This window comes from Actinoplanes sp. 13, from assembly GCF_056134165.1.
Genome location: NZ_JBVYOQ010000007.1, coordinates 46,735 through 69,156, shown reverse-complemented (window position 1 = coordinate 69,156; position 22,422 = coordinate 46,735). Strand labels below are relative to the sequence as shown.

Here is a 22,422-nt window from a genome sequence, read left to right as displayed (position 1 = left end):
GCACGACGGTCGGCCTCGCCGATCCGGACCGTGGCCCCGCCGAGCACCGGGTCAGCAGGCCGCGGCGAGAACGTCCCGGATGCTCGTCAGATAGCCGGCGATCGGCCTGCTGGTCACGTTCACCAGGCGCATCCGGCCCGCGAAGGTGGCCACGCTCAGGTTCAGCGCGTTGCCCGCCTCCGAACCCATCACCGGGCCGAACACCGCGGTCGGCTGCACCGGCGCGGAGCCGTCGACCCCGAGGTCGACGACACCGAGGTTGCTGCACGTGGCCTCGAACCCGCTCGGCCCGCTCAGCACCGCCTCGGCGGTGTCCGCGTCGAAGTCCACCCCGACCACCTGCTGCAGCATCGCGGCCGTCGCGGCGAGATTGCCCGACGATCGCGCCCGCCGGACGGCCGGTGTGATGTGCCGGGCCATCTGCCACAGATCGCCCACCTCGTCCGCGCCAAGAGCTGTCCGCGCGCCGATCAGATAGAGGCCGCTGTCGTCGGCGGCACCCAGCTGGTCGCGCACGTCGATCGGGTAGTAGACGCGGGGGAAATCGAAGTTCCCGCTGCGCCACAGCACCGTGCTGATCGCACTCAGCAGCGCCGCGTGCACCGTCGTCTCCTCGGCCCGCGCCCGGGACACCAGCTTCCCGGTCAGCTCCGCGTCGAGCGTCTCGCTGGTGATCTCGTACGGTGCGCTGCCGAACGGGTCCTTCTTGGCCGACGCGAACATCCGCTCGTCGGCCGGGTCGAGCGCGGCCGGGGCCGCCGAGGCGACCAGGTTTCGGCCGGCGAGGCGGGTCTCCAGCGACTGCGGAACAGGTCGGGCCGGCAGCCGCGCGCCGTTGAGAGCAGCGAACAGATCACGCAGGATGACCACCGCCGACCGGCCGTCGGCGACGGTGTGGTCGACGGTCAGCATGATCGCCGCCGGTGTGGTGCTGGTCGACCGGAGCAGGGTGACCCGTGCCGGCGGGGCGGTCGTGGTGTCGATCCGCTCGGTGAGCTCGCCGTCGGCGAGTTCGGCCCAGGTCTGGCCGGCCCCGGCGACCCGCAGCGGAATCCCGTCCACCTTCGCCGGGCGGACGAAGACCGGACCGAGCCCGGCGCGGACCTCGATCGCGGCGTTCAGCAGCGGATGCCGGGCCTGCACCGCGGCCAGGGCGCTGCGGAGCAGCGTGATGCCGATATCGTCGTTGATCTCGGCGACGAGAACGAAGTGCGCCGGATTGTTCTTGTTGTGCCAGTAGACGGCGCGCTCGAACGCGCCCGTCGGCCTGATGATGCCGTCGCCACCCATCACGGGTTCCTCCTTCGCAGCCGCATGGAGGTCGCTCCATACGCTCTGACGACGGCCGGCCGCTGCAGAAGTTCACGCCGGTGATGTCGCCGGTGCGGGTCGGCTCCGCCTGTCGGGCGTGTGCGCGCTGCCGTGTGCCGATGGTGTTCGCGGGCCACGACTTCGCAGCACCTCGGCGCCGGAGCGTATCCGGCTGGGCCGTCGTGGCCGCCGTGCTGGCGGCCGGGCTGCGCTACCAGGGCTTCGAGACGTGTGGGTGTGGGCGCGAACCCCAAGTTCCGGCCGCGCACCAGCGCGCGGGTGAGTCAGGGCCACCGGTTGGCCGTGCGTAGCGGCGTCGCGGTCGCCGACATGCTGGCGGCCCGCGATCCCCGATGGCCCGATCTGAGGACGCGTCCGCCTCGGGTGCCGGTGCCGTCGGCGACTGTCCAGGTGATGTGACCAGCCGGCGACGGCCTGTTGACGGCATCAGGAGTAGACTCGAAAGCCTGGGGCCAACATCCCTACATGTTGGCCGAACCAGCGTCAAACAGCGGCGCGGGTCCAGGGCCCTCGCACACGAGCGCCCTACAGCGGATCCGCGCACACATGCCGCCATCACGATGGCGTGCGTGCCCACATCAAAGGGACACACCGCTCATGACGCACGTTCAGCACATGGAACCCGCCGACGCCTTCGCGCAACTCGGCCGGATCAAGCTCAGCGAGACCGACCTCAACGGCGTGTTCCGGCGGGTCACCGAACTTGCCAAACGGGCCATTCCCGGTGCCGGCGAAGTATCCATCACTCTGGTACACGACAAAGGCGCTCACACCCCCACCTTCACCGGCGACCTGGCTTTGGCACTCGACAAGTCACAGTACGAACTCGGGCACGGCCCCTGCCTCGACGCGGCGGTCTCCACCAGCACCCAGCACGTTGCCGATATGACCAGCGAGACCCGGTGGCCCAGCTGGACCATCCGGGCAAGCAGGGCTGGAGCCTGCAGTTCCCTGTCGATCGGGTTACCCGTGCAGGAAGCCGTCACCGGAGCCCTCAACATCTACGCGACCAAACCGCAGGCCTTCGACGAGGACGCCCTGGCAGTCGCGCAGACCTTCGCGAGCTACGCCGAGGTAGCCATGGCCAACGCCTACCTCTACAACGCCACTACGACCCTCGCCCAGCACATGGAGATCGCGATGCGCAGCCGCGCCGTGATCGAGCAGGCCAAGGGCATCATCATGGCCGAACGGCGGTGCAGCGCCGACGAAGCGTTCGCCATCCTGACCAAGTTGTCCCAGGACACCAACCGCAAACTCCGCGACGTGTCCGTGCTCCTGGTCCGACGCACCACCACTGCCCCGCCCTGATCAAGCGGCCGCGCCAACGTCCCGGCTCGTCGCCGCGCGGGTCAGCATCCTGCGGCACGCCGCGTTGCCGTGGCGTCGCCCGACGGCCGGGACACGCTGCCATGGTCGTGATGCGTGGCCACGCCGCCGCGGCGTCCGCGTGGGTCAGAAGCTGCTCGGCCACATCCACACCGCCGCATGCCTGTCTCCGGCTCCCCCGGATACGCGTTGCCAGTTCACCGTATGAAGCGCGGCGGCGCACAGAAGATCCACGGTGTGCGCCAGGCGTCACCCGGGCGGTGTGGATGCCTTGTCGACCAGGGCGGTGGCCACCACGCGGAGTTTGCGGTTGCTGTCCTGCGACAGTTCGGTCAGGATGGTGAACGCTTCGGCGGGGGTGCAGCGGCGCGAGCCGATGATGATGCCCTTGGCCTGTTCGATGACGGCCCGGCTGTCCATCGCCTTCTGCATGTGCGTGGCGAGGGTGGCCTGTGTTTCGTACAGGTGGGCGTTGGCCAGGGCGACCGCGGCGAAGCCGCGAAGGCCTGGCCGATGGCGATCGCGTCGTCGTCGAAGGCGTGTGCCTCGGTGCCGTAGATGTTCAACGCGCCGGTCACCTTCTCCTGTACCGGCAGCCCGATCGACAAGGAGCTGCGGGCGCCCGTCTGCCGGGCTGAGGCCGCCCAGTCGGGCCATCGGCTCTCGCTGCCGGTGTCGGGCACGGACAAGCTGACAATGGCGGCGGAAGCATCCAGGCAGGGGCCATACCCACGCTCGTACTGCTCTTCGTCGAGTTTCAGGGCGAGTTCGCCGGTGAACGCGGCGGTGCGGGCGTTGTTGCCTTGCACGAGGGTCACACTGACCTCGCGGGCGCCGGGGATGGTGCGCTTCGCCAACTGGACGATCTTGTCCATCAGGGTGTCGAGGTCGGTGTCAGCGAGTCGGATGCGGCCGAGTTCGGCGAACGCCTCGTTCGGTTCCATGGGTTCGACGTGTGTCACAGGAGGTGTCCCTCATTAGAGCGAACCACGAGCCCGATGAGGAGCGGTGATGCGCGGACCGCTGCAGAGCTTCCTGTCCGGAGCCCGGGATCCGCGCCGATGCTTGACGCTGGTCTCGGCGGCACCCTGCTTGAAGGCACCGCACCACAGACCACAAGCCTACCTCAGGATCTGCGCCCCGGGAGCAGGCGCAGTGAGCGGCGGCAATGCGGGCGAGACGCCTCCTGCGAGGGATTGCTACCGGGTCCCCTGCTCGGCTGGTTCGGTCGAGGCCCGGCTCAGCCATCGTGTGAGATTCCACGTCGGCGCCAGGTTTATGCCGGCTGCGGTCGGAAAGTCTGGAGGGTGACCTTCAGCAGCGAGGGCCTTTGGCCCAACTAGACGCTGGAGGTTCAGATGTTTTCACCTCAGTCCGCCGTCTCGGCGCCTTTCGCTGAGGCGCCGATCCTCATCGATGTGCCAACCGGCACAGGGGCGGCCGGTTGCCGGATCGCCGTTGCGGACAACCTGGGCCCCTCGATCGCGCCGTCGCTGGAGCGAGCCGTCATTCAGGTCCTCCGCGAGCATCGCCCCGACCAGCTTGAACTCGACCTCACCGGTGTCGCATTCTTGGACGCCAGCGGTATCCGAGCCCTGCTTCAATGCCGACTGGATGCGCATCAGTTGGGCTGCCGGCTCACGCTGACCCATGTTCAGCCATGGGTGTATCAGATTCTGGAGATCGCCGGGCTGCCGAACCTCTTCGATGTGCAGACACCATGATTGCCACGATTCTGCTTGTCGAAGCCGACGTCACCAGCCGCACCACCCTCGGCAGGATGCTCCGACGCTCCGGCTATCACCTGCTCACCGCACCGGACCGGACTACCGGCCGGCGGACCGCCGTCGACGCGCGACCCGATCTGGTGGTCGTCAACCTACGCGACGACGACGGTCCTCAACTGTGCGCAGAGTTGAGCGAGGACTCGCGTACCCGGGAAACGCCGGTGCTGATGATGACCACCGCTCGGCATGGCGACACCGCTGCACCGGCCTCTCAGGCCGAGCACTACCTGTCGGCACCTCCACCGTTCGCTGACCTCCTCCGGCACATCAGCACCTCGCTGCGCTGGGGAGATGGCGACAAAGGCGTCTGATCCCGCTCAACCGTCCGGCGAATGGTGCGTGCACGTCGCTGATCCCGCAGAACGGAACTCGCCGAGCGTCGCGGCGGCCGCCGCACTGGACGACCGCCGCGACCGGGAACCCGCCGGTCAGGCAGGGCGCCGAGGTCCTCGCGCAGGATGGCCGAAGCGCTGGCCGACAGCCGCGACACGTGCCCGGAGCGAACCCGGTGGGCGTGCCGGCGATCGGGTGTGTCGTATGGCTCGACAGTTGGCCGACCTTGCCGGCCGCCGTCATCGGCACCGTCATGTGCGGTCGACGATCGGCACGCCGGGGCCGAAGTGGTTGACCGCGGCGGTGAGCCGGATCTGGTCCAGCCGCCAGAAGGAGATCTGGCGGCTGTCGGAAACCAGGTCCTGGGACAGGTTTTCCGGTACCACCGCTTGGTTCAGGCTCCGAAGCATCGGGCTTCTCGCCGATCCGGGCAACGGCGGCGCGCCTGCGCGCCGCGCGACCCCGATATAACGGATCGAGTGCCACCGGACCTTCTGCCGCCAGAGAACCACGGCCTCGATGTCCGACCAGGGCACGAACGCGGAACGGCTGGCCGGCCACGGCGGGATCAGCCCGAGAGTCATCCCTTCCTCGGTGACGGCCAGGGCGACCCGGCGGCTGAACCATGCCACCAGGGTCAAGAAGAGGTACAACCCGCCGAGCGCGCACGAGAACACACCGAGCAGTGGTTTGTCGGGGGTCACCATGACGCCGAGGATGACGAAGAGAATGCAGAGGGGAAACAGCACCAGGTCTCGTGGTGTCCAGCCGAACCGGGCCACGTAGGTGTGATCGGGCACCCGGCCAGCCTGCCAGACCGACGACGCGTGCGCTGCCCCTCCGCCTCCGGCCGCGCGGACCACGAGCACTTCGCCGGGAAGAGGCGGATGACGGCCTCTGCCGGGGGAACAGTACGACCGTCATCCGATCTGTACGACGCGGGCCTGCCGCCGAAGTTCACCGTGTGCCCGGTGCGATCCGCACGGCGATCGCACCGGGCATGTCGCGCCTGACGGGTGCGGTCAGGCGAGGATGGTCAGATCCTCCACCGTGTACGACAGCGAACCGCGGAAGCCGACGCCGACGCGCTGGATGGCCAGGTCGGCGAGCTCCTCCCGGGGCGAGGGCAGGAACCGCAGGTCTCCCGTGCCGATCCAGGAGTTGTCGACCTTGAGGCTGGTGAGCACCGACTGGGTCAGCTCGTGCACCGCCGGGTGGTCGTGCCGGCCGGCGGTCAACCGGGGGAAGTGCCGCAGGTTCACCAGGGGCCGGGTCAGTGCCGGCAGCCCGGTCGTACGCTCCTGCAGGGTCACGGTCATCTCCGCGAGCCGGCGGCCGCCGGCGGACAGGCTGCCACCGAACCTGCCGCCGGCGCCGAGCACGGGGGCGGCTTGACTGGGTACGGCGTACGCGCGGGTCTGGCGGATCTGGCCGAGTTTCTTCGGGAAGCCCTGGACCCATCCGCGGGCCAGCGAGTTGTCGTTGTCCACCCAGATGAACGGGCACCAGGTGACCGGCCGGCCCCGGTAGCCGGCGTCCATGAAGATCAGGAACTCCGAGTACTGGCTGTAGGTCGGGTCGAGCCAGTCGGCCGGGGTCGCGGCGAACTGCCATTCGATGCACATCGCGAACCCGTGCCCCGGCTGGGTGGGATCCGGGTCGAGGCCGGTCGGCAGGGCGGCGGCCGCGGCCGCGGGCGTGGTCCAGAACTCGACGCCAAGCGCGTCTGCGACGTAGTGCCACGGCGGCTTCGGCGCCAGGTTGGCGACTCCCCGCGCGCTGAGCGGAACGGTGTAGCCCTTCAACCTTTCCGGCGCCGTGGCCGCGGAGGGCGCCGCGTGCGCCGGTTGCGCCGAGGCGAGCACCCCGGTCATCGCCACCGAGGTGGCCGCGAGCCCACCCAGTACCGTGCGCCGGTCAACGTCGTTGATTTCCATCGGTCCTCCGAGCTGGATACGGCGGCCGCTGGACGGCCGCTTCCATCCACAAGAGACGGCGACGACCGGCGCAGGTTCATCGCTTTCCCCGTTCTGATCCGGACGGCCTCTCAGGCGCCGGCGGGCAGGCGGGTGCCGCGCGGGATGCTGCCGAACTTGCCGGCGTGGAAGTCGCGGTACGCCTGCTCGATCTCGTCGCGGGAGTTCATCACGAACGGGCCGCTGGCGTACACGGCCTCCCCGATCGGGCGCCCGGCGAACAGCAGCACCCTGGTCTGCTCGTCAGCGTCGCCGGTGGCCAGCGCCAGCGTGGTCGGGTCACCAGGCCGCCCCGCCGGATCGGACCAGGCGATCTGCCCGGCGTGCATGCTGCGGCCGGCCACCGTGAGCCGGCCGGAGATCACGTATGCGAACGCGCGCTGGCCACCGTCGAGCAGCTGCCGGTACTCGGTCCGCGGGTCCAGCGTGATGAGCATGCCCAGGATCGGCCACTGGTTGATCGCCGGCCCGCGCACGTCCGCGGTCTCCCCCGAGATCAGCTGGACCAGCACACCCGGCTCGGTGTGCACGGCGTGCATGCCGGCCCGCAGGTCCTGGTAGCGGGTGGGCACCAGTTTCTGGTCGGCGGGCAGGTTGACCCACAGCTGCAGGATGTGCGCGTGCTCCGACTTCGCGGCGACCTCCCGGTGGATGATGCCGTGGCCGGCGGTCATCCACTGCACGTCGCCGGGGCCGAGCAGCCCGGCGTTGCCCATGCTGTCGCCGTGCTCCAGCCCTCCGTCCAGGATCAGGGTCACGGTCTCCAACCCACGGTGCGGATGCCAGTCGAATCCCGGCTGGTTGACCAGCTCCTCCCCCATCACCAGGAAGGGGTCGGTCCAGGCGTTCTGCCCCGGAGCGATGATCAGCGAGCTGTGCGCCGACATGGCGGTCGGGCCGAGATCGACCTTGTCGTGGACGCGGTGCACTCTGCGGGACATCGGCGCGGTTTGCGAGGTCATGATGCCCTCTCCTTCTTCGGTTGAGGAAACCCTCCCGCCGCCCACCCGGACTGGCAAACTCAGCCGAAGTTGCTTACTTTTGAGAAGTGACCAAGCCGCGCGAAACCCCGGTCGACGAGGAAAGCTGCCTGCGCATCATCCGTGCGATCGACATCATCGGCACCCGCTGGACCGGCCCCATCCTGCTCGCCGGGGCCCGCGGCGCCCGCCGCTTCAAGGAATACCGGGCGATGGTCCCGGGCATCTCCGACCCGCAGCTGACGCTGCGCCTCAAGCAGCTGCAGGACCGCGGGCTCGTCGAGCGGACGGTCATCCCCAGCACGCCGGTCCAGATCACGTACGCCCTCACCTCGAAGGGCGAGGACCTGATCGCCACCCTTCAGCCGCTGTCGCGGTGGAGCGAGCGGCATCTCCCCCGCAGCGACTGAGGTTCCGCCGATCTGCCGAAGCAGGCGCCGCAGTGTCGAGGGACACACCTGCCTTCATTGATCTCGCATCGATGCGGTACGTCGGTACGAACATGACCGACACTCTCGAGACACGTCCCTGGCGCGACGACGACCTGCGATCCCTGGAGGCGTCGGAGTCACTTTTCGCACCGGACACGTACCCTCAGCGCTTCGTAGCCGGCCGCCGCCTGCGCCCCCTGCACGTCAAGGTCGCCGAGCAGCTCGCCGTGCCCGGGCGGCGGTGGGCCGGGCACGTCGCGACGGCCGGGCATCGGGTCGTCGCGCTGGCGGAATGCGCCTGGGATCCGACTGGTCCGGCGTCACCCACGCTGGCCGTCAACGTCGCCGACGCCTGGCACGGCAGCGGGCTCGGCCACAGGACTCTGCGAGAGCTGGTCAGCCGATGCCTGTCGTCGGTTCCGGCTACGTTCACCGTGGACTACGCGGCCTCCAACATCCCGCTGCAGTCACTGATGGAGGCGATCACCGTCGAGACAGGTTCGCGTCCTTCCCTGCGGAGCGTGACAGCTGCGGGCATCGGTCACCTGACTGTCCGGGTCGCCGGATAGCGCGGTCGCCGACGTAGCAGCAGCCGACGCATCGGCCGCCGGTTCGATACGGTCGCCCGGTGAGCGACGACGACTTCGCCCGGCGGATCGAGCAGCACCGGCGCGAGTTGCGCGTCCACTGCTACCGGATGCTCGGCTCCTACGACGAGGCGGAGGACCTCGTGCAGGAGGTCTTCCTGAAGGCCTGGCGCGGGCGGGACGGGTTCGAGGGGCGGTCGTCGCTGCGCGGGTGGCTCTACCGCATCGCCACCAACGCCTGCCTCGACGCGCTCGACGGGCGCAAACGGCGGATGCTGCCCGACTCGGCCAACCCGGACTACCGGCCCGGGGAGCCCGCGGCGGCCCTGGTCACCGGGCCCTGGTTGCAGCCGTTCCCGGACGCGTTGCACGAACCGGTCGCGCGGCGCGAGGACGAGCCGGAGGCGGTGGCCGTGGCCCGGGAGACCTTGGAGCTGGCGTTCCTGGCGGCGATGCAGCACCTGCCGCCCCGGCAGCGGGCCGCGGTGATCATGTGCGACGTGCTCGGCTGGCCGGCACGGCAGACCGCCGAGGTGCTCGACGGCAGCGTGGCGTCGGTCAACAGCGCGCTGCAGCGCTCCCGCGCCACGCTGCGGGAGCATCTGCCGCGGGGCCGGTCGGACTGGGCGCCGGCGGTGGCGCCGACCGAGGAGGACCGGCAGGTGCTGCGGCGATACATGGACGCGGTCGAGCGCGGCGACCTCGACGCGGTGGCCGAACTGCTGGCGAAGGACGTACGGGCCACGATGCCGCCGTACCCGCAATGGTTCGCCGACCGCGACGCGGTTCTCGCGGCCCTGGCGGCGACGTGGGACGCCGGCTCGCCCGACTACATCGGAGCGTTGCGCATGCTGTCCACGGGCGCCAACGGGCAGCTCGCTGCGGCGAGCTATCGGCGGCCCCCGGGGAGGCAGGTCTTCGAGCCGTTTGGGATCGGGGTGCTCCGGGTGAGCGCCGGCCGGATCGTCGAGATCGTCGCGTTCCACGAGCCGGCGCTCTTCCCGGCTTTCGGTCTGCCACCGACCCTCGACCGATGAGGTTTCGTCGTCATTGCCGTCTCAACGGGGGTACGAGCGAATCAGCGCACCCGGAGGACGGCATGAGCGACTTCGAACCGCAAACCGCGAACGGCAAGGTCCTGTGGCATTTCACCATGTCACTGGACGGGTTCGTGGCGGGTCCGGACCACGACATGGACTGGATGAGCACCGGCATCTCCGAGCGGCCCGGCTTCATCGATCAGTACGTCGAGACGACCGGCGCCGTCCTGGGCGGCAGGCGGGGCTGGGACCGGTTCCCCGGCGCCGACGGCGTCTACGGCGGCGCCTGGACCGGGCCGGTCTTCGTGCTGACCCACCATCCCGAGGACGCCGAACCCGCCGAGCGGGTCACCTTCCTCAACTGCGATGTGGCGGAGGCGGTGCGGATCGCGCTGGCGGCGGCCGGTGGCAAGAACGTGGAGGTGCTGTCGCCGGACATCGGCCGTCAGCTCCTCGAGCGTGGGCTGCTCGACGAGATCGACCTGCACATCGCGCCGGTGCTGCTGGGTGACGGCATCCGGCTCTACGACCACGCCGGCGGCCGCCCGATCTACCTGCACCGCGCCGGAGCCGACGACCCGACGGCCGAGGTGGACGTGCGGTACCGGCCGGCGCCCGCGTAGGGCACCAGGGTCCGGTGGCGGCGAACGTGGCCACCGGACCCGGAGCATCCTTACTTCTTCAAGTATTGGTCGCGGCTGATCGCGTACACGTCGACCAGCCGGCCGTTGCCCGGCACGGTCGTGCGCCGGTCGAGGGTCAGGCCGATCTTCTCCATCACCCGGGCGGAGCGCACGTTCTCCACCTGCCGGATGCTGACCAACTGCTCCAGCCCCTGATCGACGAGCCCGAAGCGCAGGACCGCCCGCGCGCCCTCGGTCGCCAGTCCGGCACCCCAGAACGACCGTCCCAGCCGCCACCCGATCTCCACGGTCGGCATCACCTCGGGCAGGAAGTGCGGCACCGCCAGCCCGACCCAGCCGGTCAACTCCCCGGTCTTCGCCAGCTCGGCCGCGAACAGCCCGAAGCCGTGCTCGTCCCAGTGCTGCCGCATCCGCATCAGGTGCTCGGCAGTCTCCGGCCTGCTCTGCACGGATCCGTCCCGGATGTATCGCATCACCTCAGGATCGGCGTACATCCGCGCCAGGACGTCAAGGTCATCGTCTCGCCACTGCCGCAACAGCAGACGCTCGGTGCGAAGCTCGATCATCATCCGATTGTCGCCGCGGCCCCGACATCTTCACCACAACCGGGCTCAGGTCGTACGACCAGAAGAAGATCTAGCCGTGGGTTGCAGGCGGACCGGCAGGGTCCGCAACCCGTGCATCAGCAGCCCGGTACGCCACCGGAGTTCCGGCGGTGGCACCGCGAGCTGAACGTCCGGGTAACGAGCGAACAGCCGGCCCAAGGCGATCTGCGCTTCCAGCCGGGCCAACGGCGCGCCCAGGCAGAAATGGATCCCGTGGCCGAAGGCGAGATGCCCGCCGTCGTCGCGGTCCACATCGAACGTGTCCGGGTCGGTGAACCGTCGCGGGTCGCGGTTCACCGCGAGCAGCGAGACGAGCACCTGCTCGCCGGCCGGGATCGTGGTGTCCCCGAGCGTGATCGCTCGGGTGGTGACCCGGTACGTCGTGGTCGCCGCCGGACTGGCCAGTCGCAACACCTCCTCGACCACGGCGGGTAGCAGCGCTGGGTCGTTCCGCTTGTCCGGGAGTTGGCAGAGCAGGTGGACGGCGTTGCCGATCAGGTTCGTCGTGGTCTCGTGCCCGGCCACCAGCAGCAGGAGGGCCATGCCGACCAGTTCGTCGTCGGAGAGCCGGTCACCGTCGTCGACGACTGCCAGGAGCGCGCCGAGAAGATCGTCGGTGGGCCGGGCACGCTTGCGGGCGAGCAGGTCACCGAAGTAGGCGACGATCTCGGACATGGCCCGGACCATGTCGGCCGCGCCGGCATCACCCAGGATGATCGAGTCGGACCAGGCACGGACCGGGCCGCGCTCGGCGGCCGGGATGCCGAGCAGCTCGCAGATCACCTGCACCGGAAGCGGGGCGGCCAGCCCGTCGATCAGGTCCGGCGTGGAGGCGGTGGCCAGCTCGCCGAGCAGCCGGTCGGTGATCTCCTCGACCCGCGGGGCCAGGACCTGCACGCGGCGTGCGGTGAAAGCCGCCGAGACCAGCCGCCGCAGCCGGGTGTGGTCCGGCGGGTCGCGCAGCAGCATCTGCGTCTCCAGGGCCGTACGCAGCTGCCGGGGCAGTTGGTCGACCGGTTGCTGCTTGGACAGTGACGGATCGGTCAGCACCTGCCGAGCCTCGTCCCACCGGGTGACCATCCAGAACGGAATCCCGGCAGCCGAGGTGACCCGGTGCACCGGCCCGGTCTGCCGGAGCTCGGCCAGGGTGGGATGCGGGTTCGCCGCGTACGCATCATCGAACAGCGCCATCCGGCTTCCTTTCCACCGAGGGCATGCTCCGGCCGTCGCGGGGGGCCGCGCCAACCGTGTATCCGCCGGCCTGAACAGCGAAGAACGGTGCCGGCGCCATGCATCGCCGGAGCTCCGGATCGTCCGGGCGCCCGGGCACGCCGCGCAGCTGTGGACCGGACCAGCCGACCCGATCGACATCACCGCGACCGTTGTCGGCGATGCTGAAGCCGAACCGTTGCTTCATCCACCCGTTCTCGCGGCTGATCGGGTCCGCGTCGATGACCTCGCCGGTGATGGTGGCGACCCGGCCGCCCGTCACGACGCAGTCGACTCTGATCTGTGCCCAGATGGTCATCGGCCCGCCCGGCCAGTTCGGGGCGTAGTGGGAGATCCGCGCCGTGCCGTGGGCGGCGCCGTTCATCGGGTCGGTCGTCCCCGCCGGGTACGTGACGGCGGCGTTCACGGAGAACTGCACGTCATGCGTCGGGTCCTGATAGCGCAGGCGGCCCCAGCCCTGCACCGCGGTGGAATTCGTGGTCGACGCGTCTGCCGTGCCGCTCACGACAGACGCGCCCATCGCCGTGGCCATGACAGCAAACGCGGTCACTGCGAAATGACGGAATACTGTTCTCATCGGATCTCCTCCTGATGCTGCGGAGTTCAGCCCGCCGGTGGCCTCCACCTTCGGCGTGACCGGACCCCTGTCGCATCCCTCGGAGTAGCGAGCCGGGTCCCTCTGCGGAGGGACCCGGCTCGCGGGGTTCACGATGACCGGGCGGTGATCAGCCCGCGCCCGGCAGCAGGGTGGCGAGGTCACCGAAGGTGCCCCGGTGCGCACTGATCATTTTCGCCAGCACTCGCCGGAAGGCGGCCACGTCGACGTCGTCGAACCGGCTGCCCTGCTGTCGTGCCAGGCCGGTGCTGTCGCCCGTGGCCGCGGCCCACAGCCGGATCTCCTCCTCTTGGGCGAGGCGGCCCGCTTCCCTGATCGCGTCGCGCATCGGGGCCGGACGTTCCGACAGCCATTTCGCGCTGGCGAGCAGCACGTCGACCCCGTGCTGGTGGCGGGTCCAGGAGAAGTGCGGGGCGTGCTCGAGGTGTTTCTCGGTCGCGTAGAAGACGACGCTGTTCTCGGCACCGTCGACCAGCCCCTGTGCCAGGGCGGACCCGATGTCGTTGGTTGCCAGCGGCACGGCGGTGGCGCCCAGCGTGTTGATCATGTCGATCGACAGGATGCTCTGCGGCACCCGGATTCGCAGCCCTTTGAGATCGGCCGGCGCGTGGATCGGGCGTACCCGGTTGTAGAAATTGCGGTCCCCGGCGTAGAAGAAGCCGAGCATGACGAGTCCGTGTTCGCCCAGGATGGCCGAGCATCGGCGGCCGAAGTCGCCGCGCATGCTCTCCAGGCACCGCTCCCGGTCGGTGAACGCGTAGGGCAGGCTCGTCACCCCGAGCCGCTTGTCGTAGGCGGTGAGGTTCGCCAGCAGCGTCTTGCAGAAGGCGAGTTTCCCGGTGCGCAGCGCCTCCGCCATGCGCTGCTCGTCGCCGAGTTCGCCGCCGGGCTTGACGGTCACCAGGCACTGGCCGCCGGTCAGGTCGGCCACCCGTTCGGCGAAGAACTTCTCGGCGGCGACCAGCGGACTCGTCGGCTGGACCGATTCACCGAGCAGCACGGTCACCGGGCCGGTCGTGGCCGACGGCGATCGGTTGCAACCGGTCGCCAGGCCGGCACCGGCAGCGCCCACGACCGCGCACACCGACGTCATCAGGGCTCGGCGGTTCACCTGCTCACGGTATCCGGGCAAGCCACCTCAAAAGGAGCTAACCGTCATCCTGGATCGGGTCAGCCACGCAGTCATGTCGGCTGCCGGGAGCGGCCGGCTGATGTGATAGCCCTGCGCCTCGTGACAACCGAGGTCGCCGAGGGCCTGAAGCGCCGCTTCGGTCTCCACACCTTCGGCGACGACCCGAAGCTTCAGATTCTCGGCCAGGTCCACGATCGCGCGCACGATGGTCTCGTCCCGGGCGTTCCCGCACATGTCCGTCACGAAGCTCCGGTCGATCTTGAGCTCGTGCGGCGGCATGTCGCGCAGGTGCGCGATCGACGAATATCCGGTGCCGAAATCGTCGATCGAGATGGAGACACCCTGCTCCCGCAGCTCTGCGAGCACCTCGCCGGCGCGCACCGGGTCGGCGATCACGGCACTCTCGGTGATTTCCAAGGTCAACAGCTGCGGGCGTACGCGATGACGCGCCAGCGCCGCAGCGATCATGCCGGGGAACGTGTCGTCGGTCAGCGACCGGGCCGGGACGTTCACCGAGACCGGCATCTCGTGGCCGAGTCCTGTCCACGGGCCGACCTGGGCCAGGGCCTGGTCGAGCACCTCGGCGGTGATCAGGTCGATCAGGCCGCTCTCCTCGGCCAGCGGGACGAAGGCGTCCGGGCCGAGCAGTCCCCGCTCGGGGTGCTGCCAGCGCACCAGGGCCTCGGCACCGCAGGGCCGGCGGGTGGCCACGTCGATCTTCGGCTGGTAGAAGACGACCAGCTCGCCACGCTCGACGCCGCGCCGCAGCTCGCCCTGCAGAGTCAGCCGGCTCGCGTCGCCGCTGTCCAGCGAGGTGTCGTAGCCGTACACGCCGACGTGGCGGCGCTTGGCCGCGTACATGGCGACGTCCGCGTGCTGCAGCAGCTCGGCCGCGTCCTGGCCGTCGCGCGGGTACGACGCGGCACCGATGCTCGCGTCGATGTCGACCAGCAGGCCGTCCAGCTGGATCGGCCGGCGCAGCGCCTCGAGGATGCGCTGTCCGGCCTCCAGCGCGTCCGGACGGTCCGGCGTCGTGGGCATGATCAGCGCGAACTCGTCCCCGCCGAGGCGTACCACGACGTCGCCGGCCCGGCAGTTGTCGTTCAGCCGATGGGCCACCTCGATCAGCAGCTCGTCACCGACGTGGTGCCCCAGCGAGTCGTTGACCTCCTTGAACCGGTCCAGGTCGATCAGCAGCAGGCTGAACTGCCCGCCCGTCGCCTGCCAGTTGTGCACCGCCGCGTCGAGTTCGTCCCGTAGCTTCGCCCGGTTGCCGAGCCCGGTCAGCGGGTCGTGGGTGGCCTCGTGCAGCCGCTGCTCGGCCTGCCGTTCGGCGCCGCGCTGATAGACGAAGAGCACTCGCGCGCAGATCGCGAACAGCGCAACGACCATCGCGATCGTCGCCGCGGCGATGCCGTTCAACAGCTCGGCACGCCGGTTGACCTCACGCAGGTAGCCGGACAGTTCCTGCTGATGGTGGTCGCCGAGGTCGAGGACGGTGTCGCGCAGCGGCGCGAAGGTCAGTGCGGCGAGATCGGTGTATCCGGCGACGTCGGTGCCCCGGTCGGCGCGCGACATGATGTCGACGACGATCCGGTTGTAGTTCTCGTAGGCGCCGCGGATGGCGTCCAGCTCCGACCGGTCGACCGCGCTGTTGCGCTGCAACCACTCCAGGTTCGCCAGGCCCGCACCGAGCTTCGCCGTCAGCTGGCCGCGACGGTACTCGGTGCCGCCGGTGGCCAGGTATTCCCGCAGCGCGGCGTCCTCCGCGTTGATCTGGACCGACAACCCGTTCAGCTTCTGCGTGATCGTCTGAACGCGGCGGACCTCCTCGGTGGTCTCGGCCATGCCGGTGGAGGCCAGCACCGCCGAGACGGCCAGGATGACGATGCCGGCCCCGGTGCCGGCGATGGCCGACCGGGCCGTCGCGCGGGCCTCCAGCAGCCGGCGCCACTGCTCCCGCGCCGACCGGCCGCTTGCGCGATTCACCTTCACACGGTTTCTGTTCGGCGCTGCGGCCGCCGACTTGACCCTTCAGCCCGTGACGGATGCGATAGCGGCGCCGCTCGGGGTCGCGTCAGGCGGCGAACAGCAGGACGGCGCTGAGGAGTACGACCACCGCCGTCGCGAAGTGGATGCCGAAGGCCACGGCCTTGGTGCCGCCGTGGCGCAGGACGATCACCGTGTCTCCCAGCGGGGCCAGGGCGACGACGAGCATGAACCAGGCCTCGGCCTCAGCACCGACGAAGGCCAGAAGAGTCAGGCCGACCAGGCCGTACGTCAGATCGCGAACTCCTTTGACCGAAAGGTAGGCGTCTGCCTGTCCCGCTTCGGCCGGTACGCCGTAGCCCGCGGCAGCTGAGTGAGGGGCCAGCAGGAACCGGGCCCCGATGAAGACGATGAACAGGTTGAGCACGATGGCGAGCCCATAGGCGAGCGTGGTGACCACAACAACTCCTTGCTAGCACCGCTAGATTCAGGAGCGACACTAACATGTCATTGATAGTCGAGCTAGCGCCGCTAGGATGTGGGCATGCCGATCCAGGAGCGCCGTCAGCGCGAACGTCAGGAGCGGGAGCGGCTGATCATCGGCGCCGCCCGGCAGCTCGCTGAGGCCGAGGGGTGGGACGCCGTCACGACACGCCGGCTCGCCGACCACATCGAATACAGCCAGCCGGTGCTCTACAGCCACTTCAAAGGCAAGGACGCCATCATGGCGGCCGTGGCGGTCGAGTGCTTCGCCGAACTGGCCACCGCCCTGCGGGCGGCCCGCGCCTCGGCCGGCGACGCCCGAGCCTCGCTGACCGCGGTGGCCACCGCGTACGCGGACTTCGCCGAGACGCGGCCGGTCCTGTACGAGACCATGTTCACCAGTGCCGTCGATCTGACCTTCGCCAGCCCGGAAACCCCGGCCCCGCTGCAGGAGGGCTTCAGCGAGATCCGCGAGGCGGTGCGGGCGGTCGCCGGCGACGACGACCTCGACGCCCGCACCGAGGTGTTCTGGGCCGGCCTGCACGGACTCATGACCCTGACCCGGGCCGGTCGCCTGCGCCGCGAGCAGCACGAGCGGCGACTGAGCCTGCTGCTCCGTCAGTTCACCGGGTCAGGACCGGAGTCCGCGACCGGCAGCGCCTGATTCACGCCCCGGTGAGAGCGGCGGTGGCCTGCCACAGCTTTCGGGCGGCCACCGGGTCCTGGCCCGCGCGGCCGGGCTTACGGACGACCGGGTGTCCGGTGAAGCTGAACAGACCGTCCGGGCCGACGTACGCGTTGCCGGGAACATCCTGGGTCGCCGCGTACAGCAGAGGCAGTGCCCCGTGTTCGACGTCCTGGACCAGGAACGGCAGACGGTTGACGATGTTGAGCTTCGAGTGCGTGACCAGTCCGGTGCGTGCGACACCGGGGTGGGCGATGATCGAGCGGAGGTGGCTGCCCGCGGCCGTCAAACGGCGTTGCAGTTCCAAGGAGAACAGCACGACGGCGAGCTTGGACGACTCGTAGACGGCCAGCCCGTTGTACTTGCGGGTGCGCCAGTCCAGATCGCCGAGGTCCAGCTTGCCGAAGCGGTGCAGCTGGCTGGACACCGTCACCACGCGGCCTGCCAACCGGGGCAGCAGCAGGTTGGTGAGCAGGAACGGCCCGAAGTAGTTCGTCGTGGTCTGCAGGTCCAGCCCCTGCGGCGTGCGGGCCGCCGGGATGTCCATCACCCCGGCGTTGTTGATCAGGACATCGATGTCGCCGGTGTACGACTGCGCGAACGCACGGATCGAATCCAGGTCGGAAACGTCGAGGTGCCGAACGTCGAGGTCACCTCGCATGCCGGCCACGGCACGGCGGGCCTTGTCGACGTCACGCACGGCCAGCACCACGTGGGCGCCGGCCCGGGCGAGCTCGCGGGTCGTCACCAGCCCGATCCCCCCACCGGCACCGGTGATCACCACCGTCCTGCCGGTCATGCTCGGCACCTGGTCCACAGTCCATTTGGTCATGAAGTTTCCTCCTGATGGAAACGTGTTCGATCTGCCGCGATCCAGTAGAAGCGGCCCCGTGCCGGTGGATGAAGGACCTGCTCAGCCACTGAATGGCAGGGCGTGGCTAACGGTGGCCGGCTACCGGACGATGAGGCCGAGGCATACGACGTTCAAGGCGGGAGCCCGATGGTGGACACGACACTGGACCGCGACGGCCTGGCCGCCTTCCTGCGCGGCCGGCGGGAGTCCCTGCAGCCCGAGGATGTCGGGTTGCGCCGCGGTGCCCGTCGGCGCACGACCGGGCTGCGCCGGGAGGAGGTCGCCGAGCTGTGCGACATGTCGGCCGACTATCTGGCTCGTCTGGAGCGTGGCAGTGGGTCCCAGCCGTCGCAGCAGATGGCTGCTGCCATCGCCCGGGGCCTGCGCCTGACCCCGGACGAACGTGACCACCTGTTCCTGCTGTGTGGTCACCGGTTGCAACCACGGCACCTGCGCGACGCGCACATCAGTCCCGGTCTGCTGCGCGTCATGGACCGGCTCCAGGACACCCCGGCGCAGATCGTCAGTTCGATCGGCGAGACGTTGCAACAGACGCCGCCCGCCGTGGCTCTGCTCGGCGACGAGACGCTGCACACCGGCCAGGCCCGCAGCGCCCTCTACCGTTGGTTCACCGACCCCACCGCCCGTGATCGGTACCTGCCTGACGACCACGACCTGCACAGCCGCGTCTACGTCGCCATTCTGCGCGCCGGAGCGGCCGCGCAGGGTCCCGGATCACCGGCCGCCCTGCTCGTGGCCGACCTGCAACACCGGAGCAGTGAGTTCGCCGAACTGTGGAGCCGCCAGGAGGTGGGACTGCGGTGGAGCAGCGCCAAACGCTTCGTCCACCCCGAGGTGGGACGCATCGACCTGTACTGCCAGACCCTGCTCGACCCCGATCAGGGGCAGTCGTTGCTCATCTTCACCGCCACCCCCGGCACCGAGGATCACGACAAGCTCGCACTGCTCGCCGTGCTGGGCGCCGACACGTTCGCCGGCTCCTGACGCCGGCGACGTCCGGCAAGGGCGCCACCGCGGCGCGCGAGATGTTCGCCTGGCGCTTGCATTGCGGCAGATTGCTGTTGCCGTTGGTCCACGATGGTGTCCGGCGTGGATCGACGAAACCTCATCAGGGCGGCGCTGACCGCCTCGGCCGCGCCGGCCGTGGTCGCCGCGCCCGCATTGACGTCCCCGGCCCCCGCCGCCGCCTCCGGCAAGGGCGGCGGCTTCGACGCCGGCAGCCCGCGCTTCTCGCTCGCGGTGCTGCCGGACACCCAGTACCTGTTCGACGCCGACAGCGCGGATCCCACGCCGGTGCGGGAGACCTTCCGCTATCTGCTGGAGCAGCGGGCCGAGGACAACATCGCGTTCCTCACCCACCTCGGCGACATCACCGAGCACGGGACCGAGCAGGAGCTCGATCTGGCCGGCGCCACGTTCCGCGCGATCGACGGACGGCTCCCCTACAGCGTGCTTGCCGGAAACCACGACGTGCCGGGGTCCAGCACCGACCAGCGCGGCGACTCGGCCTATCTGCGCACGTTCGGACCGGCGCGGTTCCGGGGCCGGCCGAGCTTCCTAGGGGCGACGCCGGACGGCTACAACAGCGCGCACCGGATCAGCGCCGGCGGGCGGCAGTGGCTGATCCTCGCGCTGGACTGGCGGATCTCGGACGGCGGGCTCAGCTGGGCGCAGGAGGTGCTCCGCGAACACCCGACGCTGCCGGCGATCGTCACCACCCACGACCTGGCCTACGCCGACGACGACGGTCAGGCGTTCCTGTCCCAGCACGGCCGGCGGCTGTGGGACCGGCTGATCAAGGACAACGATCAGATCTTCCTCACCCTCAACGGGCACTACTGGCCGCCCGGGCGGGCCGTGCTGCGCAACGCCGCGGGTCACGACGTGCATGTGCACATCACGAACTACCAGGACCGCTACTACGGCGGCGCGAGCATGATCCGGCTCTATCACTTCGATCTGGTACGCAACCGGGTCGACGTGGAGACGTTCGCGCCGTGGTTCCTGGCCGGGGATGCGCACGGGCGTACGCCCCTGGCGCAGGAGACCATCGAGCTGACCGGGGACACCGACCGGTTCAGCCTGGAGATCGACTTCGACCGGCGCTTCGCCGGGTTCGCGCCACCTGTCCTGCCCGCGCCACGGCCCGCCCGGCAGGTCGTCGACCGGCACACCGTCGCCTACTGGCGGTTCGACACGGCGGGGCAGTCGGTGGCGGACGGCGCCACGGTGCCCGACCAGTCCGGCAACGGGCACCACCTGACCGTGAAGCGGCTGCCCGGCAGCGCGCCGGAGGTCCTCCAGGTGTCGGCGGAGCACCACGTGGGGGCGCCGTCCCACGCGAGCCTGCGCTTCGACGGCGGGAGCGTCCCGGCCCGCGGCGCCCTGTTGCAGACGGCTGCCGACTCCGGGCTGAACAGCATGAAGTTCCTGGACGGGTACACCATCGAGGCCTTCCTGAAGCTGCCGGAGCCGTTCACCGGCGACCACAACTGGATGGGGGTGTTCAGCTGGGAAGGGCGGGCCGGGGACGCGGGCAAGCAGAGTGGCTGGTCGCCGCTGGAACCGACGTGCAGCCTCAACCTCTCCCCCGAGCGGTTCGTCCAGTACGTGGTGTACTCCCACGAGGGCGACCACAACCCCACGCACTGGAGCCATTCCGTGCCGGTGGGCGTGTGGCAGCACGTGGCGGTGGTGAACGACGGGCGGCGCAGCGTCGTCTACGTCAACGGTTCGCCGATCGCCCGCAACCCCACCCGGCCGGCGCGGGGCATCGCCACGGTGGGACTGCCGTTCACGCTGGGCGGGACGTCGTTCGATCTTCGGTACGACCAGGGCTTCTACGGCTGGATCGGCGACGTGCGGATCACCGGGCGGGCGCTGCGGCCGGATCGTTTCCTGCCGGCCGGCCGCTTCCGGTAGCGGCAGCCACGCCCGGCGACCTGGTGGCGATCTTGTCGCGGTACATGTTCGCGTCCGCCTCGGCGAGCAGGCTGTCGCAGGTGTACCGGCCCGGTGGGGTCGCCACCGCACAACCGATGCTGACGCCCACGTGCAGGTCGTCCGGCCCGAACCGCAACGGGGCGGTGACCGCCCGGCGGATACGTTCGGTCAAGGTCTCCGGGTCCGTTGCCGCCTCGGACAACACGACGAACTCGTCGCCACCGATCCGGGCCACCGTGTCCCCCTCCGACACGGCTGCCCGAAGTCGCGCGGTCACCTCGACGAGAATGAAGTCACCGACCGCATGGCCGTACTCATCATTGATCGGTTTGAAGCCGTTGAGGTCCAGATAATGCACCGTCGGCGCCGGGCCGCCGGGTTGCCGCAGCACGGCGGCCAGCCGTGCGTGCAGCTCCGGCCGGTTCACCGCCCCGGTCAGCTGATCGTGGCTGGCCCGGTGCGCGAGGGCGTCACGTGCCCGTTCCTGCTCGCGGACGACCAGCATGAACCGGCTCAGCACGATCCCCGTCAGCAGTCCCATGGCGGTCAGTGTCGCCAGTCGGTCGACCCCCCGCCCGCCGGCGTGAATGGTGCTGAGTGCGGGCAGCGTGAGCAGGGAGACGCCGAGGAAGACGACCCGGGCCAGGTGGAGGCGCTCCCGGTCACTCTGCGGGGCGTCACTGAGCTGTGCGGCGTCCGGGTGCCACAGAGCGGCGGCGAACATGGCGTTGGCCAGCAGCAGCACCGGGTCCAGCCGAGCGGTGTCGAACGCCTCGAAGTTCAGCGACATGACCGAGATGGCCACGTCGCCGGCCAAGGTGAGGGTGAGCGCGGTCAGCAGATAGGTGGTCGGTCCGCTGCGCCGGCCGGGTGCCAGCACGACGAGGGCGGCCGCGGCGAACAGCAGGACGTCCCCGAACGGATAGAACGCGGTGAGCAGGGTGCCCCACGACGGGGGCCCGTCGATCTCCGGCGAAATCATGTACTGCCACACCAGGGCCGCCACCGCGACGCTCATCGCCAGCGCGTCGAGGGCTGCCTCGCGTAACCGGCCCGGCGCGCGCAACCGGACCATCAGCACCATGCCGGCCGCCAGCAGCGGATAGCCGGCCACCCAGAACACGTCGGCGGCGGACACGTCGCCCAGCTCGCCGTACCGCCGCGTCAGGGCCCAATAGAGCAGATCGCCGGCCAGCCAGACGGTGAGCGCGGCAGCGATCAGCCCGTGCGCCACGCGGGCGCGGCCGACTCGTCTGCGCGCCCCGAGCCAGGCGAACACCGCCAGCGCGCCGAAGGCGGCGGTGTATGTCAGCTGCGCCGCAGCCGTCTCCGGCGCCACCAGGGTAGGCAGACCCATCAGCGCGGCGGCGACGGGCACGGCAGCCGCAGGAACACGTCTCACCCCACACCTATCGGCTCGAAGCCC

At 69.9% G+C, this 22,422-nt stretch carries 24 protein-coding genes; 10 read left to right on the top strand and 14 right to left on the bottom strand.

Features of this window, described 5'->3' with window-relative positions:
* Positions 1-51 precede the first annotated feature (51 nt).
* Positions 52-1,290, bottom strand: coding sequence for a phthiocerol/phthiodiolone dimycocerosyl transferase family protein (locus AC0NH5_RS16735; RefSeq protein WP_474405174.1), 1,239 nt, complete (start codon positions 1,288-1,290; stop codon positions 52-54).
* Positions 1,291-1,947: 657 nt separating this feature from the next.
* On the opposite strand from AC0NH5_RS16735, the gene AC0NH5_RS16730 reads away from it, so the two are divergent.
* Positions 1,948-2,643, top strand: coding sequence for an ANTAR domain-containing protein (locus AC0NH5_RS16730; RefSeq protein WP_474404560.1), 696 nt, complete (start codon positions 1,948-1,950; stop codon positions 2,641-2,643).
* A 267-nt stretch (positions 2,644-2,910) separates the two neighbouring features.
* Here AC0NH5_RS16730 and AC0NH5_RS16725 read toward each other — a convergent pair whose 3' ends face one another.
* Positions 2,911-3,039, bottom strand: coding sequence for an ANTAR domain-containing protein (locus AC0NH5_RS16725; protein ID WP_474405173.1), 129 nt, complete (start codon positions 3,037-3,039; stop codon positions 2,911-2,913).
* Positions 2,994-3,605 carry a GAF domain-containing protein gene (locus tag AC0NH5_RS16720; protein ID WP_474404558.1) on the bottom strand — a complete coding sequence of 204 codons (612 nt, stop codon included), beginning with the start codon at positions 3,603-3,605 and terminating at the stop codon, positions 2,994-2,996. Before AC0NH5_RS16720 ends, AC0NH5_RS16725 begins: the two co-directional genes overlap by 46 nt.
* A 414-nt stretch (positions 3,606-4,019) precedes the next feature.
* Here AC0NH5_RS16720 and AC0NH5_RS16715 point away from each other — a divergent pair, with 414 nt between their 5' ends.
* Both AC0NH5_RS16715 and AC0NH5_RS16710 read left to right on the top strand, forming a co-directional pair.
* The gene (locus AC0NH5_RS16715) at positions 4,020-4,385 is read left to right on the top strand and encodes an STAS domain-containing protein (RefSeq protein WP_474404557.1); all 366 of its coding nucleotides are present in this window, start codon (positions 4,020-4,022) and stop codon (positions 4,383-4,385) included.
* Positions 4,382-4,759, top strand: coding sequence for a response regulator (locus tag AC0NH5_RS16710; protein ID WP_474404555.1), 378 nt, complete (start codon positions 4,382-4,384; stop codon positions 4,757-4,759). Before AC0NH5_RS16715 ends, AC0NH5_RS16710 begins: the two co-directional genes overlap by 4 nt.
* Positions 4,760-5,032: 273 nt before the next feature.
* Here the strand turns inward: AC0NH5_RS16710 and AC0NH5_RS16705 are convergent, their stop codons facing one another.
* The 3 genes from AC0NH5_RS16705 to AC0NH5_RS16695 form a co-directional block, all read right to left on the bottom strand.
* Positions 5,033-5,530 carry a hypothetical protein gene (locus AC0NH5_RS16705; protein ID WP_474404554.1) on the bottom strand — a complete coding sequence of 166 codons (498 nt, stop codon included), beginning with the start codon at positions 5,528-5,530 and terminating at the stop codon, positions 5,033-5,035.
* A 273-nt stretch (positions 5,531-5,803) separates the two neighbouring features.
* On the bottom strand, positions 5,804-6,718 hold the full coding sequence (locus AC0NH5_RS16700) for an acetoacetate decarboxylase family protein (protein WP_474404553.1): 915 nt from the start codon (positions 6,716-6,718) through the stop codon (positions 5,804-5,806).
* A 110-nt stretch (positions 6,719-6,828) separates the two neighbouring features.
* Complete coding sequence (locus AC0NH5_RS16695; protein ID WP_474404551.1) at positions 6,829-7,719, bottom strand: pirin family protein; 891 nt, start codon at positions 7,717-7,719, stop codon at positions 6,829-6,831.
* Positions 7,720-7,805: 86 nt separating this feature from the next.
* On the opposite strand from AC0NH5_RS16695, the gene AC0NH5_RS16690 reads away from it, so the two are divergent.
* The 4 genes from AC0NH5_RS16690 to AC0NH5_RS16675 all read left to right on the top strand — a co-directional run bounded on the left by AC0NH5_RS16690 (position 7,806) and on the right by AC0NH5_RS16675 (position 10,418).
* The gene (locus AC0NH5_RS16690; protein ID WP_474404549.1) at positions 7,806-8,147 is read left to right on the top strand and encodes a winged helix-turn-helix transcriptional regulator; all 342 of its coding nucleotides are present in this window, start codon (positions 7,806-7,808) and stop codon (positions 8,145-8,147) included.
* 92 nt (positions 8,148-8,239) lie between these two features.
* A complete protein-coding gene (locus tag AC0NH5_RS16685) occupies positions 8,240-8,737 on the top strand; it encodes a GNAT family N-acetyltransferase (protein ID WP_474404547.1) in 498 nt (165 codons plus the stop codon).
* Between the two features lie 59 nt (positions 8,738-8,796).
* Positions 8,797-9,792: a sigma-70 family RNA polymerase sigma factor gene (locus tag AC0NH5_RS16680; RefSeq protein WP_474404545.1), complete on the top strand. Its 996-nt coding sequence runs from the start codon at positions 8,797-8,799 to the stop codon at positions 9,790-9,792.
* Between the two features lie 62 nt (positions 9,793-9,854).
* Positions 9,855-10,418: a dihydrofolate reductase family protein gene (locus AC0NH5_RS16675; protein WP_474404542.1), complete on the top strand. Its 564-nt coding sequence runs from the start codon at positions 9,855-9,857 to the stop codon at positions 10,416-10,418.
* A 50-nt stretch (positions 10,419-10,468) separates the two neighbouring features.
* Here AC0NH5_RS16675 and AC0NH5_RS16670 read toward each other — a convergent pair whose 3' ends face one another.
* The 6 genes from AC0NH5_RS16670 to AC0NH5_RS16645 form a co-directional block, all read right to left on the bottom strand.
* Positions 10,469-11,005 carry a GNAT family N-acetyltransferase gene (locus AC0NH5_RS16670; RefSeq protein ID WP_474404540.1) on the bottom strand — a complete coding sequence of 179 codons (537 nt, stop codon included), beginning with the start codon at positions 11,003-11,005 and terminating at the stop codon, positions 10,469-10,471.
* A 45-nt stretch (positions 11,006-11,050) separates the two neighbouring features.
* Positions 11,051-12,235 carry a cytochrome P450 family protein gene (locus AC0NH5_RS16665; protein WP_474404538.1) on the bottom strand — a complete coding sequence of 395 codons (1,185 nt, stop codon included), beginning with the start codon at positions 12,233-12,235 and terminating at the stop codon, positions 11,051-11,053.
* Positions 12,219-12,899, bottom strand: a complete 681-nt coding sequence (locus tag AC0NH5_RS16660) for a hypothetical protein (protein WP_474404536.1) — start codon at positions 12,897-12,899, stop codon at positions 12,219-12,221. The genes AC0NH5_RS16665 and AC0NH5_RS16660 overlap by 17 nt, the downstream gene beginning before the upstream one ends.
* Positions 12,900-12,999: 100 nt before the next feature.
* The gene (gene dctP / locus AC0NH5_RS16655; RefSeq protein WP_474404534.1) at positions 13,000-14,001 is read right to left on the bottom strand and encodes a TRAP transporter substrate-binding protein DctP; all 1,002 of its coding nucleotides are present in this window, start codon (positions 13,999-14,001) and stop codon (positions 13,000-13,002) included.
* Positions 14,002-14,028: 27 nt separating this feature from the next.
* Positions 14,029-16,011 carry a putative bifunctional diguanylate cyclase/phosphodiesterase gene (locus AC0NH5_RS16650; RefSeq protein WP_474404532.1) on the bottom strand — a complete coding sequence of 661 codons (1,983 nt, stop codon included), beginning with the start codon at positions 16,009-16,011 and terminating at the stop codon, positions 14,029-14,031.
* 88 nt (positions 16,012-16,099) lie between these two features.
* Positions 16,100-16,471 carry a DUF4267 domain-containing protein gene (locus tag AC0NH5_RS16645; RefSeq protein WP_474404530.1) on the bottom strand — a complete coding sequence of 124 codons (372 nt, stop codon included), beginning with the start codon at positions 16,469-16,471 and terminating at the stop codon, positions 16,100-16,102.
* Between the two features lie 84 nt (positions 16,472-16,555).
* Between AC0NH5_RS16645 and AC0NH5_RS16640 the strand changes: the two genes are divergently transcribed.
* On the top strand, positions 16,556-17,158 hold the full coding sequence (locus tag AC0NH5_RS16640; RefSeq protein WP_474404528.1) for a TetR/AcrR family transcriptional regulator: 603 nt from the start codon (positions 16,556-16,558) through the stop codon (positions 17,156-17,158).
* 1 nt (position 17,159) lies between these two features.
* Here the strand turns inward: AC0NH5_RS16640 and AC0NH5_RS16635 are convergent, their stop codons facing one another.
* Positions 17,160-18,011, bottom strand: a complete 852-nt coding sequence (locus tag AC0NH5_RS16635) for an SDR family NAD(P)-dependent oxidoreductase (RefSeq protein ID WP_474404526.1) — start codon at positions 18,009-18,011, stop codon at positions 17,160-17,162.
* A 168-nt stretch (positions 18,012-18,179) separates the two neighbouring features.
* Between AC0NH5_RS16635 and AC0NH5_RS16630 the strand changes: the two genes are divergently transcribed.
* Together AC0NH5_RS16630 and AC0NH5_RS16625 are read left to right on the top strand one after the other, a co-directional pair.
* Positions 18,180-19,037, top strand: a complete 858-nt coding sequence (locus AC0NH5_RS16630; RefSeq protein ID WP_474404524.1) for a helix-turn-helix transcriptional regulator — start codon at positions 18,180-18,182, stop codon at positions 19,035-19,037.
* A gap of 105 nt (positions 19,038-19,142) precedes the next feature.
* On the top strand, positions 19,143-20,975 hold the full coding sequence (locus AC0NH5_RS16625) for a LamG-like jellyroll fold domain-containing protein (RefSeq protein WP_474404522.1): 1,833 nt from the start codon (positions 19,143-19,145) through the stop codon (positions 20,973-20,975).
* Here AC0NH5_RS16625 and AC0NH5_RS16620 read toward each other — a convergent pair.
* Positions 20,920-22,398: a diguanylate cyclase domain-containing protein gene (locus AC0NH5_RS16620; RefSeq protein ID WP_474404520.1), complete on the bottom strand. Its 1,479-nt coding sequence runs from the start codon at positions 22,396-22,398 to the stop codon at positions 20,920-20,922. The genes AC0NH5_RS16625 and AC0NH5_RS16620 overlap by 56 nt on opposite strands.
* Positions 22,399-22,422: the final 24 nt, after the last annotated feature.

What these genes read in the sequence shown, in the direction of transcription:
- AC0NH5_RS16720 (WP_474404558.1), bottom strand. Translation starts at nt 3,605, where the DNA reads ATGGAACCGAACGAGGCGTTCGCCGAACTCGGCCGCATCCGACTCGCT.
- AC0NH5_RS16670 (WP_474404540.1), bottom strand. Translation starts at nt 11,005, where the DNA reads ATGATCGAGCTTCGCACCGAGCGTCTGCTGTTGCGGCAGTGGCGAGAC.
- AC0NH5_RS16630 (WP_474404524.1), top strand. Translation starts at nt 18,180, where the DNA reads ATGGTGGACACGACACTGGACCGCGACGGCCTGGCCGCCTTCCTGCGC.
- AC0NH5_RS16635 (WP_474404526.1), bottom strand. Translation starts at nt 18,011, where the DNA reads ATGACCAAATGGACTGTGGACCAGGTGCCGAGCATGACCGGCAGGACG.
- AC0NH5_RS16710 (WP_474404555.1), top strand. Translation starts at nt 4,382, where the DNA reads ATGATTGCCACGATTCTGCTTGTCGAAGCCGACGTCACCAGCCGCACC.
- AC0NH5_RS16675 (WP_474404542.1), top strand. Translation starts at nt 9,855, where the DNA reads ATGAGCGACTTCGAACCGCAAACCGCGAACGGCAAGGTCCTGTGGCAT.
- AC0NH5_RS16665 (WP_474404538.1), bottom strand. Translation starts at nt 12,235, where the DNA reads ATGGCGCTGTTCGATGATGCGTACGCGGCGAACCCGCATCCCACCCTG.
- AC0NH5_RS16640 (WP_474404528.1), top strand. Translation starts at nt 16,556, where the DNA reads ATGCCGATCCAGGAGCGCCGTCAGCGCGAACGTCAGGAGCGGGAGCGG.
- AC0NH5_RS16735 (WP_474405174.1), bottom strand. Translation starts at nt 1,290, where the DNA reads ATGGGTGGCGACGGCATCATCAGGCCGACGGGCGCGTTCGAGCGCGCC.
- AC0NH5_RS16715 (WP_474404557.1), top strand. Translation starts at nt 4,020, where the DNA reads ATGTTTTCACCTCAGTCCGCCGTCTCGGCGCCTTTCGCTGAGGCGCCG.
- AC0NH5_RS16730 (WP_474404560.1), top strand. Translation starts at nt 1,948, where the DNA reads ATGGAACCCGCCGACGCCTTCGCGCAACTCGGCCGGATCAAGCTCAGC.
- AC0NH5_RS16685 (WP_474404547.1), top strand. Translation starts at nt 8,240, where the DNA reads ATGACCGACACTCTCGAGACACGTCCCTGGCGCGACGACGACCTGCGA.
- AC0NH5_RS16695 (WP_474404551.1), bottom strand. Translation starts at nt 7,719, where the DNA reads ATGACCTCGCAAACCGCGCCGATGTCCCGCAGAGTGCACCGCGTCCAC.
- AC0NH5_RS16700 (WP_474404553.1), bottom strand. Translation starts at nt 6,718, where the DNA reads ATGGAAATCAACGACGTTGACCGGCGCACGGTACTGGGTGGGCTCGCG.